This window comes from Paenibacillus sp. FSL R7-0333 (assembly GCF_038000365.1).
GTDB classification, from domain to species: Bacteria; Bacillota; Bacilli; order Paenibacillales; family Paenibacillaceae; genus Paenibacillus_AQ; species Paenibacillus_AQ silagei.
The window spans coordinates 6,328,450-6,344,492 of sequence record NZ_JBBOBZ010000001.1; the positions used below are offsets into that span (position 1 = coordinate 6,328,450).

General features: G+C 57.0%; 9 protein-coding genes. All 9 read right to left on the reverse strand.

What is annotated here, in order from left to right; translation table 11 throughout:
• Window positions 1-2: 2 nt before the first annotated feature.
• Window positions 3-668, reverse strand: a complete 666-nt coding sequence (locus MKY86_RS26830; RefSeq protein ID WP_076080379.1) for a hypothetical protein — start codon at window positions 666-668, stop codon at window positions 3-5.
• A gap of 775 nt (window positions 669-1,443) precedes the next feature.
• Window positions 1,444-3,732, reverse strand: a complete 2,289-nt coding sequence (locus MKY86_RS26835) for a helix-turn-helix domain-containing protein (RefSeq protein WP_076080377.1) — start codon at window positions 3,730-3,732, stop codon at window positions 1,444-1,446.
• An 82-nt stretch (window positions 3,733-3,814) separates the two neighbouring features.
• Window positions 3,815-7,894 (reverse strand): Ig-like domain-containing protein, encoded by a 4,080-nt coding sequence (locus tag MKY86_RS26840; protein WP_083685340.1) that lies wholly within the window; start codon window positions 7,892-7,894, stop codon window positions 3,815-3,817.
• A 342-nt stretch (window positions 7,895-8,236) separates the two neighbouring features.
• Window positions 8,237-10,012, reverse strand: coding sequence for a hypothetical protein (locus MKY86_RS26845; protein WP_076080372.1), 1,776 nt, complete (start codon window positions 10,010-10,012; stop codon window positions 8,237-8,239).
• 30 nt (window positions 10,013-10,042) lie between these two features.
• On the reverse strand, window positions 10,043-11,707 hold the full coding sequence (locus MKY86_RS26850) for an extracellular solute-binding protein (protein ID WP_076080369.1): 1,665 nt from the start codon (window positions 11,705-11,707) through the stop codon (window positions 10,043-10,045).
• A gap of 58 nt (window positions 11,708-11,765) precedes the next feature.
• Window positions 11,766-12,641, reverse strand: a complete 876-nt coding sequence (locus MKY86_RS26855) for a carbohydrate ABC transporter permease (protein WP_076080366.1) — start codon at window positions 12,639-12,641, stop codon at window positions 11,766-11,768.
• 16 nt (window positions 12,642-12,657) lie between these two features.
• Window positions 12,658-13,629, reverse strand: coding sequence for an ABC transporter permease (locus tag MKY86_RS26860; protein ID WP_076080364.1), 972 nt, complete (start codon window positions 13,627-13,629; stop codon window positions 12,658-12,660).
• A gap of 163 nt (window positions 13,630-13,792) precedes the next feature.
• The gene (locus MKY86_RS26865) at window positions 13,793-14,848 is read right to left on the reverse strand and encodes an SGNH/GDSL hydrolase family protein (protein WP_083685338.1); all 1,056 of its coding nucleotides are present in this window, start codon (window positions 14,846-14,848) and stop codon (window positions 13,793-13,795) included.
• The gene (gene bglB / locus MKY86_RS26870; RefSeq protein ID WP_340827892.1) at window positions 14,841-16,001 is read right to left on the reverse strand and encodes a beta-galactosidase BglB; all 1,161 of its coding nucleotides are present in this window, start codon (window positions 15,999-16,001) and stop codon (window positions 14,841-14,843) included. Before bglB ends, MKY86_RS26865 begins: the two co-directional genes overlap by 8 nt.
• Between the last annotated feature and the right edge of the window lie 42 nt (window positions 16,002-16,043).

Sequence of the window (16,043 nt, forward strand, 5' to 3'; positions counted from 1 at the left end):
AATCATTCTCCTTTTTCCGCATAGGGGCGGGGGATGGTTAGGACGAGCGTAAGCTTTTTCCAAATGGCCTGATCTGGCGGCATCTCACTCCATTTCCTGAAATGCGGGTCCATCACCTCACCCCAGTTGTCCGGCCGGAGATTCGTGGCAAGCTTCCCGGCGTACGGGGCAGGCTCCACCGTTGCAGGCAGCTCAGAATAAAAAAACAGCAGGTTCTCATGCAGCCCGATAATCCCATATTTGTCGCCGTCACCCGGATGCTCCTCCTGATACTGATAATGGTGATACACATAGCTTGCGACCTGCTCCGGCTTCAGCGCCGCCACTCTTCCGTAGGGGATTCCCGCCGCATGACTGCGCTTCCAATGTTCTGCGGAGACCGGCTGCTGATAATGGAAAATGTCCATCATAGGCACCCACAACCGGGGCTGCTCCCCTCCCGGCCACTCCTTGAAAATCTCTGCCGCACCCTGAAATAACTGCTCCGGCTCCACCTCCCGGCGGGTGCACTCATAGTACAGAAACAGCTCCTTGCCATCCTGAAAAATACTAAGCCGCGCAAGGCCCAGCCTATCCATGCGTTCATTCAGCAGTCCGGTCTGTGCCTCCCAGAACGTCGACGGATTAGCATCCTCCCTGCACTCGGCTCTATATAAACAACGCTGCATCGTGTCCCTCCAGCCTTATGTCATCTACCCTTCTAGAGTACCGTATCCGGCGGGCCGCTTCCTTGACGATCATGCCCTTCTTTAGCATAATAACGACATGCAAAAATGCAGCTATAAACTCCATGTGATGCGGCAGCGGAATCCGGTTTACTCTCAGCGCTGTGCAGACGGCCCGGCGATGGTTGAGGAATGAAGGAGAGGCTTGTTCCGGGAGAAAAATGCAAGGGGGATAGTTACACCTGAGCGACTCGTGCGGCAACAATGCAATTCCAGTAAATACGGTGTATTTATCCCTTCATCCGTGCGCCAACGGTAGATTTACGGAAATGCAGTGTATTTATACCCTTCATCATTGGGCTCGCACGCAGGCACGTGAACCTAATGTATGCGGAAAACAGCATACATTCAGCTCGCACGCAGACACGTGAACCAATGTATGCGGAAAACAGCATGCATTCAGCTCGTACGCAGGCACATGGACCAAATGTATGCGGAAAACAGCATACATTCAGCTCGCACGCAGACACATGGACCAAATGTATGAGGAAATCAGCACACATGCGCCAACGGTGAATTTGCGAAAATGTGGTGTATTTATGCACTTCATTCGTGCGCCGAAGTTGATTTCCAGAATGGCAGCGCCTCAGCAGCAAGCAGACGAACAAGACGGCCGGAAACCCCGGCCGTCTTGTTACACACCTATATCCCCGTAGCTTCAGCAACTATAACTGGCAAATCGCTGTGCGCCCCGCTCACATCACATGGCCACATGAGCCTAACTCTCCCCATCACCCTCACTATCACCACCATGCAGGGGACTACTGCCCTGGGCTTTGCGGTATTCGCCCGGCGTGATGCCTTCGAGCTTCTTGAAGACGCGGATGAAGGACATGGGGTACAGATACCCCACGCGCTCCGCGATGCTCTGCACTGGTTCGGAGGTTCCGGTCAGCAGGCGCTTGGCCTCCTCCATGCGCAGGCGGGCCAGATAATCGACGAAGTTCTCGCCAATCTCCTCCTTGAATATCCGGCTTACCGTCTTGGTGTTCATGGCGAAGCTATCGGCAACATGGGTCAGGGAGAAGTCGGGGTCCGCGTAATTGCAGCCAATGTATTCGCGCACCTTATTGGCGAGTGTGTACTGCTCACGGTTCATCCGCAGGCTGCGCAGCGCCTCCTCCATCTCCTCCAGCGAAGAGACCAGTTCCCCGTGCAGCTCCTCAATCCATTCAAAAGACTCCGGTGAATGCGGAATGCCCCGCAGCCGTCCGTTATTCCAAATCCCCTTCATCTCCGGCGGCAGCTCCTGCATCTCCCGGGACAGCCCGGTCTCCAGCAGCCTCAGCAGCCGGACGATATCCTCCTTGGAGTAGTTGCCGCCTGCCAGCAGCTCGAAAATCCGCTCGATCAGCGGCTTCCACTCTGCGTTCCCCAGCCGGTACAGCTGGGGAACGGCACCGATGGCCTGGACCAGCACATCCATTCCTTCAGCCGGAGGCAGCGGGCTTCCGGCAGGCGCCGCATAGACGCGGCCTGGGCCAGCGGTTATTTTGCGGTCCAGCGCCCCCAGGGCCTGGCGGTACGCACCCGATAAGCCGCCGAGACCGGCGGCAGGTCCGCTGATGCCGAAGGTAGCCGTGAACTTGAGATGCTGCTTCACCCAGGAGCAGGCACTCTCGGCAATCATTAGGGCCTTCTCCGCCGCACCATCAGCGTTCTCCCCGCCGGCAGAACGGCGGAACAGCAGTCCCAGACGGCCCGGTCCGATCCACTCAGTCCACAGGGACACTCCTTCCTTCTCGCAGATCTCCTGAATCACACTGCGCAGGGTGAATTTGAACAATGCCTGATCCCGTGCCGAGTAACCTGCGGCAAAAGCCTCATAGAAATCAATCTCGGCAATGCCCACCACCGCACCTGCGAATTCACCGTCCATCCCGATCCGTTCCGCTTCCCTGATCCAGTTATCCGCCGACATCTGGCCGCTGTTCTCCAGCAGCTCCTTGAATAACTGATTCCGCCTGTGCAGAATCCCCTCGGCCTGCTGCTGCTCATAGCTGTTGGTCTGCTCGATCAGGCTCTCCAGCGCATGGCCGATGAAGGCAAATTCGTCGCCTTCCTTGCTCTGCGGCTTCCAGCCGAAGGAACGGTCCTCTCCGAACCTGTAGATCCGGCTCATGACCTGCTCAATCGGACGGTAATTCCGGTGGCTGATATAGGTCATGGCCGCAATCCCGCCAACGACAGCCGCAAAGCCCAGAATGGCCCAGATATTGGAGAAGGCCGACAGCAGCGAGAAGGCCTCCGCCCGCGCCATTCCAACCTTGATCGTCCAGCCGGTATAGGGGGACATCCGGCTAACCGCCCGATCCTGAACCTGCGGGTCAGAACAGGTATCCGCACCTGCAAAAGCACGCCCTCCGGCATCCTTCAGACAGATTTCTGTATTCGCCATGTTCATATCCTGAATCAGCGCCTGCAGAGATTCCTTGCGCACATTAATGACAATCAGCCCCTGCTCGCCGGAGAAGTAAGGCACCTGCTCCACAAGTGAAATGACCGATTTCGGCCGGTCCTCCCCGGAGAAAAGCTGCAAGTCACGGATTCCGCTCCAGGTATAGCTCGGGGTATTCCCCATCGCAGTCTCAATAAAGCTGCGGTCCCCGAAGTCCGGCAGGCGGGAGGCGAAATGCTGCATCAGCACCTTGCCGTCGGCTGCGCGGTATAGATAGACCGAATCAATCATCGGCAGCGGCGACATGAAATCCAGCAGCACCTCCGCGACCCCGTAATCCTGATAAGGGTCAAGCTTCCCCGGCCGGTCGAAATAACTGCCAACCTTCTCCTCCAGCAGCAGGCTTTTGATCGTGGTGGTCTCCAGGTTGCGCAGGGTGGTGTCCACAATCTGCAGCACATTTTCCGCGTACACGCCGTTTGCCTGAGCCGTCTGTCTCTCCATCGCTTCATTTAAGGTCAGGAAGAATAGAATAATGAGGCAAAATACTACGGCAAACAGAATCGGCAGGTAGGAAAGAATCAGTCGGTACAGCCATTTCTTATGCATCGGTGTCATCCCCTGTAAGTCCAGATGTTGGCTATCTCATTAATGATATGGGCTGCGCACCCGGATTCATAAGCTTATGCTGTCAATATCCCAGCTCTGTGCTCGCATTGCGGGAGACCAGCCCGAAGTACCCCGCTTCACCAATCGCCCCTGCGGCGGTGTCCAGATAATTAAAGATCTGCACCCCGTTAACTTTCAGGATCAGCCGCACACCCCCGGATTCTTGAAAGGCACCCAGCTGAACGCGGCTCTGCACCCCGAAGGTGATCGCCGTATTCGGAATCGCCGGCCCGCCAAGGCTGGTCAGGCCGTCAATCTTGCCGTAGATCACGGTGCGTACCCCCTCGTTAAAGCGGTGCAGCTCAATGCCCGATGTCCCTATGACCACCAGATACATACTGCCGGTGCTATAGCTCAGCTCCTTGCTCTGGTTATTGAGCATCGGGGCGTACCAGTTGGAGGAGGCTGCGCTGTCATTGATCTTCATTTTGAAATCCAGCAGCTCATTCTGATACTTGCGGTTCTGGTAGATGACATGCCCTCCGGGGGCCCTCAGCGTAAGGCTGTCTTGCCCGGTCTCCTTCAGCCCGTTCGCCGTTGCCGATACGTACCAGCCATCAGTGTCCTGCAGCTCCGCCGTCAGGGGATGTTCGTATTGGCTGGCCTCATTCCATACCTTAACTTCATATTGCCCCTGGGTCACGGTGCCCAGATATTCGGCCGATAACGTGAGGGTAGCCGAGCCGGTCTGATGCCCCGTTAATAGTCCGCCCCCGCTGACGCTGACAATGGAAGGATCGCTGCTCGTATAGGTGACCTCCTCCAGCTCTTCGCGGTTGCCGAACAGCGTCTCGCCGTAAGGCTGCAATTGCAGTTCTGCGCCTTCACGGATATACGCCACATTGCCGTCATGCCCCTCCAGGCGGACCGTGGCTAAGGTATCGCCCACGTATACATCCGTTGTGATTGTCCGCAGAATGGAGCCGTTAATGATGTTCACGATAAGCTTCGTCTGTCCCTGGCTGAGTCCGGTGACCACGCCCCCGCTACTAACCGAGGCTACGGCCGGATCGAGAATGCTGTAATAGAAGCTGCTGGTTTCCTTGCCCAGCGACTGGTCTTTGCCGTTCATGGCATGGACGGAGACCTGCCCGCTGCCGCCTGCGGCCAGCTTGAGCGGATCAAGCTTCCAGCGGCTGACCTGCCCTTCTGCTGCAGAGGCATAGTCCGGCTCCAGCCCGGCCTGATCAATGATCGAGCGTGCCGCCTGAGGCCACTCTGCATCCGGCCGGACCGTATTGTTCTCAAACAGAACATTGCGCCCGTTGTTGGTATAGCCGTCTGTAGTTGTATAGTTGTTCACGAAATCCACATCATGGATGGTCGGCACATACGCCATCGCCCAGCGGAGCGATGAATGCCATAGCGGAGCATCCTTCAGGTCGATCACATTGTGCTCAAATTTCCAGTAGGCGGAGCCTTCATCCGTGTACAGGGCGGAATTGCCGTCCATCTGGTTGCGGATGTAGTTGCCGCTGACCAGATTTTTGTCCTCTGCGGTGGCTCCGGTAGGTCCGAGACTGTAGATGGCGCCTCCGTCACGCAAGCCCATTCCCATGAGATCATAGATCAGGTTATCCTGAATCTTCACGTTCCGGGTAGCGGCATCGAACAGCTTATCCCAGCCATACCCGATATGAGTTCCGCTGTAAGGCAGATTGTACATTTCATTATGACTGATATCCATGTCTACCGGATACCCGGCAGATACGGCGGAAGCCGATTTGTAGTCAATACCGATGTCGTGGATCATATTGTTCAGCACATCATTATTCTTCATCAGCAGCCTGGGGTCTGCCGGATGATAGATATTCCGGTCAGTGGAATTCGGCTGTCCCACGTTCAGCGCACTGCCAGAAATATCATAGAAGCGGTTGCCTTCCACCAGGCTGTTCTGAACGCCGTTCTGCATACGCAGGGCTGTAATGCCCAGCTTGGTGAATTGATTGTTGCGGAAATTCACCGTATTGGCCAGCTCCAGCATCACCGCCGCTTCGGTCAGCTCATCGGGGATCGACGGATAACGCAAATGGTTGTTCTGGGAATCGGAATGTCCCGCTGCCGTACTCGGGCGGTTCCAGGTGGTGTACATAAATTTCAGGCCTTCAAAATTCAGATTGCGCACCGGTTCATCCGCCGATATACCATACACTGTGGCGAGCTGCTCCAGTACCGGAACCACAACCCCGGCCGTGGACAGATCCTCCCAGGCACGCGGTTTGTAATACAGCATACCTTCATTCGGGTTATAGTACCATTCCCCGGCCTCATCCAGCAGCTCCATAGCATTCTCGTAATAGACGGGCACAGTCGCCGAGGTTAATCCCCGGTTAAAGACCGCGCTCCGGCCCGGCTCCTGCAGGACTATCTGTGCTTTGCCGCCTGAAGCGGTTACCGACTCTACCTTAATCCGGGAATTCGTCCACAGCTCATTGAAGACCAGCTCCATATCGGACGTATTGCTCCACCCGGCCAGCTCCGTATTATCCGAGGTATAGCCGGTTGCCGTCTTCAGCGGATTCACGAGTCCCGCTGTGCTCCGGGCCCGGACTGCCCGGATGCCGTCCACGAACAGCTGCCTTGTCTGAAGGCCGGTTCCGACATTCGCCCGGTAGATGCCCTTGGCGCTGTCGAACACCGTCCAGCCTGTGACGGACCGCCCGCCGCTGATGGCCGCCTGCTCCCCGGGATAGCTGCGGTAGGTGACAAAATAGCCGTTCGTCCCGGAATCCTCCGGTGTGAATTCCAGCGGTTCCGTCAGCGTATAGGTCCCTTCCCGCAGGTTGACGATGATGTCAGCGTCCATATCCTCATTCAGCTGCCGGACCTCGGCCTGCGCCCGGGCAATCGTCCGGAAGGGCGAGGCTTCCGTGCCGTCATTGTTGTTGTCGTTCCCGCCCGGAGCGACATACAGGTCCTGTCCGGTTGTCCGTCCGGTTACGGTAACGGATGTCTCGGCCCGGACGCTTCCGGTCTCATCCGTGACGAACACGGTAGTTGTTCCGACGCTTACCCCCGTCAGCTCTCCGTAGCGGTCAATCACGGCGATGCTCTCATCCTCCGTTCCCCACAGGATGCCTGTATCCGTATTGTCTTCCGGTGTTACTGTTGCCTGTAACAGCACACGGGAGCCTGCGGGAACCGCCCGCTGAAGCGGAGCCAATACAATATCCGTGATCGGATCTTCGTAGACGGCTACCGTAGCGGTTACCGCCGGAAGCGCCTCGTTCGGCTCAGCCGTAACGGTCGTCACCCCCTCACGGATGCCGGTAACCAGACCATTGGCGTCCACAGTTGCCACCTCTGCACTGCCGGTGGACCAGGCTGCAGTCTGATCCGTTGCATCTGCAGGTATGAACTGGAGCGGCAAGGACAGCTTCTCCCCTCTTCGCAGCCCGTAAGACTGCTGGGAGAAGGCTGCACTTACCGCCTGCTTGTATCCGCTTACAATAAAATCGTCAAAACCTATCTTGCCGATGCTGTCCTTATAAAAACCCATGTAGAATAAGGCTAACGCTCCTCCCTCGGCCATTGGCTCCTTCGTCAGCAGACGCTTGCCGTCAATGGACAGATCGAAGGTATGGCTGCCGCTGTCGAGGGCCACCCGTACGTCATACCACACCCCTGCCGATATTGGCAGTACGGAGGTCCAAGATCCGGCACCTTTTTTCATATAGCTGAACGCACCATTATTAATGGCGAATTTCACCAGCGTCACAGAGCTGCTCTGCGGGGTGGGCAGGTAGATCACCGCTCCGGTCTGCTCCGCTCTGAACGAATAGCTTAACAGGCTTCTGTACGTAACATCCGTAACGGATCTGCTTATAATATAGCTGCTGGCAAGCTTGCTCGTCTGCTCTAGCTCCAGCTGCTTGCCGGGATACCCCTCCCAGGCCTGCACCCCCACACTCACTCCCTGGGGAGGTGTCTTGATCGTCCATCCGGCCGGCTTCGCACCGGTGCTATACGTCTCAAAGGTCTCTTGCAGCCTGTAATCACTGTCCGCCCGGGCAACAGATCCAAGGTCTGTCGGGAGAAGGCCCAGCAGCAGAACCATAATGATAGCGTATACAAAACACGGTTTCCGACTTGATTTTCTCATAATAGCCACCTTTCCGTATGGAAGCAAGTATAGTGTTCCGGTAGAGCATGTTCGATGTGGACATTCAGAGATAGTTGTATTCTGTACATTTAAAAACCGCGAAACGGTAGAATCTCCTCAGCTAACTGTAGTCTGTACAACTAAATCTGCCCCATGGGGTGAGAATCCGGGGGCAGATGGGAATTTAATTGTACGAAATACAGCTAAACGGATATTTGGCGGTACAGCGGACGATTTAGTTGTATGGAGTGCAATTAAGCCTACTGCTTCCGTCTGCCCCTTAATCGGGACACGGCAAACCCTGCGGCTGCCCGCTTGAAATGCGTGGCTTGGTTAAGTTGGTTAAGGGGCGTACGGATCAACGTTGAGCTGAACCGGCGGCTGGTGGCCCGCAGTCAGCACAATGCTCCGCACTAAGGCCCACGGCTCGCGCGGCACCTCCCGGTCATCCCTCAGCGTATCCTCAACCGTCACCGTATCGAGCAGCTTCTGGATGTCCGCTGACTCCGCAGCTTCGTCCAGACATACCACCGCCCACCCTGCTTCCAGGCGGGGAAGCGCCAGCATCGAGCCGCTACCGGCATATAGCACCTGGCGGAGCTTGATTCTTCCCTCCTCGCGAACAACAGTGACAGGCAGCGGGGCTCGGGCATCTGCCCCGGCACCAATGCCCTTGAGCGCCGTGACCGCCACCGCACAGCCCGGATAACGCAGCACGAGCCATTCCCTGTCCCCGGCTGTATTCATCACCTGTTCCACCTCAGCGTCATAGCGATGGATGACCCATTCATCCGCGATCTCCGCTGCCCGGTTATGCAGCCGGGTCATAGAGCGGACCACCACTAGCGCATTCGCCTGCTGGGACGTTCGTGTCTCTACCTCCGGGTACAGCGGCTCTGCAAACAGCGCGGGCATCAGATAGGCGGTCCGGTAATCCTCTGCCGGATGTGTCCGCACCGATGCGGAATCATCCACGTACCAGCGCAGATAGGATACCTGCTGATCCTTCACGCTGAAGCTGACCGGGAAGCTCTGCCAGCCCAGACCCCAGGCGGGGTGCTGGTAGCTGCCCGGCATGACCGGGAAGCGGTTGATGCTGCCCAGCCGGGTATGCTGTCCGATCCAGCTGTAGGAACGGGAAGCATCGAAGATCCGCTCCTCCAGCATCCGGGGTACGGGCAGCGCGGCCAAGGGGTCACCCCCTTGAAGCAACTCCTCTTCGAACAGGAGCAGTGCCGCCACATCATTAAGCGAGAATGTCTGCTCTGCCAGACGGTCCAGCCCCGTCACACCCGCAATTACCCACAGCAAGCTAGGCCGCTCCGTCTCTCCCCGGAAGTTGTAGCTGCGGATGGTCGGAACCAATTCCTCCCCGTCATGGAACACGAGAATGCTCTTCAGGGTATCCATCCTCTCTGACAGCTGCCCGGACAGCTCCCGGTCATGCTGCTGGAGAACAAAACACGCAATCCTCAGCGCATTCATCATCACTCCCTGGTAGACGAGGCTGACATTCTCCCCCCAGCCCCAGCCCCGGCGGGCCGTATATTCCGCCCATCTGGCGAAATATCCGCTTGCGGTCTGCAGATACTCCGGCTCATCCAGGAAGTGAGCGATAGCCAGCAGCATGGCGCCGTCGCTCATCGTCTTGTTCGGGTAGAACAGCTCCGGTGTCCGGCATTCTCTGGAGAACCAGGCTGCCGCATGACGGAACATCCGCTGCATCACCTCCAGATGACTGGCCGGGAATACCTCCGGCTTGCAGAGGCGTACTGCCACAAGCGGCATAAGGATAAAGAATGCCGCATTCGAATCCTGAATGACTTTCTCCTCCCGGTACCAGAGGAACCCTCCGTAATCGGGATGCTCCGGATCGGTGAATTGCAGCCCGGCGATGGCTTCAAGCATCTCCAGTCCGGCCTGCTCCTCCAGCCGGCCCAGCAGTGTACCATAAGCATAATAGCCTGCCGAGAAGCGGGCTTCATGGCAATACGCCAGCTGTGAGACCTGCCGGGTATGTCCGGGCCAGTTATAGCGCACCAGACCTTCTTCCACCACAATATTCTCCGTGGCCGCCGCCCAGCTCTGCTCCAGAATGGCTCTAACCCCATTGTTCAACTCTGCTCGCCCCCTAAGCTGTGACTCCATTTATTCAGCCGCATCCAGTTGCTTGCCCATCTCATAAATATCCTTCAGCATGATGGCATCCGTTTTATTGTCCTGATACCAGGCTGCGTAGAACTCATCGACCTTGGGTCCGCCCGCCTTCTCCCAGATGCCCTTGGCCTCCGCAATGAACTGGTCCACCGAAGCCGGATCGGAGCTGACAATGGCCTGCATGGCCCGGTCGAGAATCGTTTTATTCGCGTTCGTGTTGATCTGGGTCAGATCCTGCGGCAGCAGCGGCAGGAAGGCCTTTTGCGTAATGCCGACAATCGGGCGGTCAGGGTCCATGTACAGCTTCTCGGCCATTTCATAGATTTTGATTAAATTCTGCTCGGCAGGTGTAGGGTTGACCTTGTTCTTCAGCCCGTAATTCTTGCCGATCAGCGGAGTCAGCATCCCCATATCGCGGTTGTATTCCAGCTCCTTCTTGTTTTTCTCCGGATCAATCACCTCGGCGCGGCCGTCGGCGGTTTTGTTGTAATGCACCCCTTCCAGCCCGTTCTGAATGGTGGTCGTGTATGGGTCCGCAACCATGAAGTCGATCATCTTCATCACGGATTCCGGATCTTTGGCTGCAGCATTCACCATCCCCGTCATCTGGATCGGCGTGGTCAGGGTCGGGCTGAACTGCCCGAATTCCGTCGTCGGCAAGGCAATCGGAATGACCTCGGCTTCAGGAGAATTCTTCTTCAGCGTCTCATAGGTGCCGATATCGGCACCGTTGCCTCCGTAAATCCCCAGCTTGCCGGAGATCCAGTCCTGCTTCTGCTTCTCGCCGTTCTTATCGGTGACGAAATCCTTATCCGCCACACCGGCCGCATACAGCTGCTTCTGGAAGGAGAGCGCCGCCTGAATCCGGTCCCAGTCATGCACAACCTTGTCGTTCTCCAGCACCCACGGATACTGGTCTTCGCCGAACAGCGTGAACCCGGTGCCGAACATGTTGTTCAGAATAATGCCGGCCACGAAGCTGAGCCCAGTCCCGTACGTATCCGCCTTGCCGTTGCCGTCGGGGTCCTGCTCGGTGAACGCTTTGGCCACATTCAGCAGTTCCTCCGGCGTAGTGGGCACCTGCAAATTCAGCTTCTTCAGCCAGTCATTGCGGATAAACAGATAATGCTGCGGACCGAACTGGACCGGACGGCCCACCGTGTACAGCTTGCCGTCCGCCATCGTGCCTGCCTTGCGCAGCGCCGGATACTTCTCCAGCATTGCCTTATATTCCGTACTGCTGCCTGCGATCAGATCATCCAGCGGAAGGAGCTGCTTCTGGTTGTAGAGCTGTCCCTGGTAAGCGGTATCAAATTCAAAGATCAGGTCCGGGGCAGATTTCGACGCGAACAGCACATTGAACTTTTGCAGGGATTCAAAACGCGGAACCGTAACGTATTTGACATTCACCGGCCCGTTCTCATTGACCCACTTCGTCCAGCGGTTGTCACTCATCGTTCCTTCTTCTGCGGGTACCGAGCCGCGGTCATATAAAGAGACGGTGATGGAGCCGCGTTTCCCGGAGGTGCCTTCCTTTCCCCCGTCTGCGCCCTGCGTGGCGGCATTATTGCCGCCGCAGCCTGTAACCGCGATGGCGAGCAGCAGGGAAGCTGCACCGGCAGCAGTTGTTTTTATTAGCCGAGGTGATGTGTGCATATGATTATGACCCTCCTATAATGGCGTTCTTGTACTTGCAGGTATGGTGCAGCAGGGGTCAGCCCTTGATAGCACCGATGGTTACGCCTTTGACAAAATACCGCTGCAGCAACGGATACACGATCAGCATCGGAATGACCATAACCATAATCCCTGCGGCCTTGATGCCCTCCGGTGTAATATTGACCACCTCCTGCGAGTTCATGGTGTTCAGCTCCTGCAGGACAGCCTGGCTCTTCACCATCTGCTGGATGAGCACGGTCAGATTGATTTTCTCCGGGCTGTTCATATAGATCATGACGTTAAAGAACGAATTCCAGTAATACACGCCGTAAAAGAGGCCGATGGTCGCCAGCACAGGCAGGGACAGCGGCAGAATAATGCCCGCCAGCAGCCGCCATTCACCGGAGCCGTCGATTCTGGCCGCCTCGATCAGCTCCTCCGGAATGTTCTCGAAAAAAGACCGCATGATCATCATATTATAAGTACTGACCAGAGCCGGGAGCCACAGGGCTGCGTAGGAATCCACCAGCCCGAGACTGCTGACCACGAGATAGGTCGGAATCAGTCCGCCGGTGAACAGCATCGTGAACACAATCGCCAGCGTCAGCGTGCGTCTTCCGTAGAAATCACGGCGGGACAAGGGATACGCGGCGAAAATGGTGAACAGCATACTGGCCGCCACACCGACCAGGGTAATCAGCAGGCTGTTGCCGAAGGCGCGCACCACCGGCGTTCCTTCAAAGAGCATCGTGTATGAGCTCAGCGTGAAATCCACCGGCCACAGGGTGACAAAACCGGACAGCACCGCATCCTTGCCGCTGAGCGACAGGGATGCCAGATGGAGCAGCGGCAGCAGACACAGAATACCTGCCAGGGTAAGCAGCAGATAATTGAAGCTGTAGAATACTTTTTCACCGTTTGTACTTTGCATAGATAGTGTCCTCCTGTTACCACAAGCCTTTGTTAAAGCGCCGGGCGATAGCGTTGGAGATCAGCACCAGGGTCAGTGCCACGAGAGAATCGAACATCCCCAGGGCAGCCGTCAGGCTGAACTGCCCGCCTTGCAGTCCAATCGCATAAATATACGTAGTTATAACCTCGGAGATCCCCGATACAATCGAGTTCTGCAGCACGTACACATGGTCGAACCCGACCTCCATCACCCGTCCCATAGCCAGAATCAGCATAATGACAATAGTCGGGCTGATCCCGGGGAGCGTAATGTTGCGGATCTGCTTCCATTTGCCTGCCCCGTCCATACTCGCCGCTTCATAGAGGCTGGGATCAATGGAAGTCAGTGCCGCCAGATAGATGATTGCGTTGAAGCCCGCATCCTTCCAGATGCCCGAGCCGAGAAAGATGGATACCCAGGACCACTCCTTGAAAAGGAACGGAAACGGCTTGCCGAGCAGCTTCTCGACCAGCACATTGGCTACCCCGGTCTGGGCGAAGATCGTCACCACCAGCCCGCCGACAATGACCCAGGAGAAGAAGTAAGGCAGGTAGACGAGGGTCTGGACTGATTTTTTGAACCACTTGTTCCTGACTTCATTCAGCATAATCGCCAGGGCAATCGGGAACGGAAAGCTGACCAGCACCGACAATATACTGAGCACCAGCGTATTGCGGATAATCTGCACCGACTGCGCCTGGGTGAACAGATTGGTGAAATTGTCCATGCCCACCCACCGACTGCCCCATACCCCCTCATAGAAGGTATAATCCTTGAAGGCGATGACCAGCCCCAGCATGGGGGTGTATTTGAAAATCATATAAAATGCGATAACCGGAACGAACATGACCCACAGGGGGACATTATTCTTGAAGCGGCGGGTCTGCCAAAAACGTCTGCGGCTGCTTCCGGTCTGCCGTGAAGTGTCCAGACGCAGCACCGCCTCACTTCTTGTATTCGCTTTCATTACGGTGCCTCCTTTCACTTGCATGTGGTGCCTAATTGTGTGATGAATAAATGCTACGGAGCTGAAATGGCCGATTTCATGTCCTCACCATAGCCGCTTCAGCGGGTTAGGGCAATATTCAGTTTTTCTGTTAATTGCCGCTGAACCCTTATGCAGCCCGGGATTACAGGATTCCGGCCAGCTCCCGGGCCAGATTCTCACCCATCCGTATATGTCCCTCATCCCCCGGGTGAATCAGGTCGCAGGACAGCCCGGCCAGGTCATCCAGCACCCGGCTTCCCTCGATCAGGCTCAGCTTGGGGCGGGACAGACGCTGCACATGACTTCGCAGAATGTCGTTGAACTGAAGATCCTTCTCCGCTATTCCACTGCCGGGGAACACCGCAAAGTTGGGATACATCGTGATCACCGCTACCGGCTTCCCGGGATGTCTGCTCACCAGCTGGTCAAGCAGGTAGCCGCTCCGCTCACTGAATTCATCCGGCGACAGGTGGTCACGCATATTCACGCCCAGCTCCAGCGTCATGAATGACCAGTCCTCCTGCGCCGCAAGATAGTTGCTCATCTCCCGTTCACAATGGCAGGAGCCGCTCATGCCGAGATTGAGCACATCGGCAGCCAGCCTTCTTGCCGCGTGGGCAATATACGGCAGGCTGCTGTTCTCTCCATACGTGATGGATGAGCCGTAAGCAATCCAGCGTGTGCGGGGAATCTCCCCTTCCACCGGCGGGCGGAGCGGATGGCCGAAGGTCTCGATGCCACAGACCACACAGGCATACCGTCCGAAGCAGATCCGCCATACCTCCGGTGCGAAGCCCGCTTCCATCAGCAGCTCACGCTCCGCCATCGCCAGACGCGGCGGTTCGCTTAGCTGGAGGGTGCGTATGCTCCCGGCCTGAAGCTCATGCCTGGAGTGGAACAGCCCGCCCTTGTATACCGTTACGCTGCCATCCGTCTCCGGCAAGGTCAGCGTGACACGGATATTCGGAGCCGGTGTGACGAACCTGAGCTCACAGCCGCCCGCTTCCCCGGCGATGAACCGGCCCCGCTCGTTCAGATGCTCCCTGACGCTGCGGGGAATGCGGCGGAGGTGCACTCCGTAGCCCGTAGCCGGCTCCAGCTCGCCAACATTATGGAAGGCAATCCGGTCCAGCCCCGGCAGCCCCTTGATGCTGGCGGAATTGATGCTGACAGAATGGGTGCTGGCGGGATTATACATGCTTCATCGCCTCCACCAGCAGCAGCAGGGCCATGGATTGCCCGTAGGGCATCGGGCAGACCGGAATCTCCCGGTAATCGTCAAGCGTAGCGCCCATCCCCGTGCCGTAGGAGACACCCTGCACCACCCCGTCCTCATCGATCTGGCCCAACACGTAATGAAGGGCTGCCATTGCAGGCTTGCGGCAGTCCTCAAGCAGCAGTCCCTGCCGCACCGCCTTCAACATGCCGTAAGCAAAGGCAGCGGTGGCCGAGGTCTCCAGATACGAGCTGCTGTCGTCCAGCAGGGTATGCCATGCACCTTCCGGGGCTTGCAGCTCCGTCAGCTTGCGTACCTGTCGCTCAAGCGAGGACAGCAGGAAGCTGCTCACCCCTGGCGGCAGCTCCACCATCTCCAGGTAATCCACCAGTCCGGCGGTATACCAGGAATTGCCCCGTGCCCACAGGGCCCGGGCAAAGTGGTGGCCTCCCTCGAAGGTCCAGCCATGGAAGAACAATCCGGTCACGGGATCGGTCAGGTACTTGAGGTGGACGAGAAACTGGCGGATGCTCTCCTGAATGCCCTCCTCTTCCTTCAGCACGATTCCCATCCGGGCTACAAACAGCACCGTCATATACAGCGTGTCGTCCCAGAGCTGCCCGGTATTCGGACTGCCGGTCACCTCATGCTGAAGGCCGCCTTCCTCCGTGCGGGGCATCTCATGCAGCGCATACTCCAGCCACTCCCGGCATAGCTGCATATAATCCTCCCGACCGGTCTCCTCTGCCAGATAACTCAGGGTAAGCATCGGACACATCGTATTAACATTTTTCGCCGGAATGCCTCCGTCAAGCTTGCTGTCGAACCAGCCGGTCAGGTAGTGTAGAATCTCCTGCTCCCCGGTTTCCCGGTAATATCTGTATAAGGCAAATAATCCAACCCCCTGGGGCCACTCCCAATTGTCCATAGAGATGATGCCGATGGGTGCGGTTTCATGAATGGAGCCTCTCATATCCTTCATCCGTTCAATGACGCGGGCGATATGGCCTTCCAATGCTGTTCGTGACACGGTCTTCATCATGTTCCCCCTTGTGAATGTCCTGACCAGGGCCTGCTGCTGCTCGAATACCCTGTTCGCCACCTCAGTGTAGTCAAGCGGCGGAATGCCGTCCATTAACAAGAATCTTGCTAATCGCCTTCACTTCTGGCATTGTTC

Coding starts and splice junctions, on each gene's coding strand:
- bglB (WP_340827892.1), bottom strand. CDS start 16,001: ATGGACGGCATTCCGCCGCTTGACTACACTGAGGTGGCGAACAGGGTA.
- MKY86_RS26835 (WP_076080377.1), bottom strand. CDS start 3,732: ATGCATAAGAAATGGCTGTACCGACTGATTCTTTCCTACCTGCCGATT.
- MKY86_RS26855 (WP_076080366.1), bottom strand. CDS start 12,641: ATGCAAAGTACAAACGGTGAAAAAGTATTCTACAGCTTCAATTATCTG.
- MKY86_RS26860 (WP_076080364.1), bottom strand. CDS start 13,629: ATGAAAGCGAATACAAGAAGTGAGGCGGTGCTGCGTCTGGACACTTCA.
- MKY86_RS26850 (WP_076080369.1), bottom strand. CDS start 11,707: ATGCACACATCACCTCGGCTAATAAAAACAACTGCTGCCGGTGCAGCT.
- MKY86_RS26840 (WP_083685340.1), bottom strand. CDS start 7,894: ATGAGAAAATCAAGTCGGAAACCGTGTTTTGTATACGCTATCATTATG.
- MKY86_RS26830 (WP_076080379.1), bottom strand. CDS start 668: ATGCAGCGTTGTTTATATAGAGCCGAGTGCAGGGAGGATGCTAATCCG.
- MKY86_RS26865 (WP_083685338.1), bottom strand. CDS start 14,848: ATGTATAATCCCGCCAGCACCCATTCTGTCAGCATCAATTCCGCCAGC.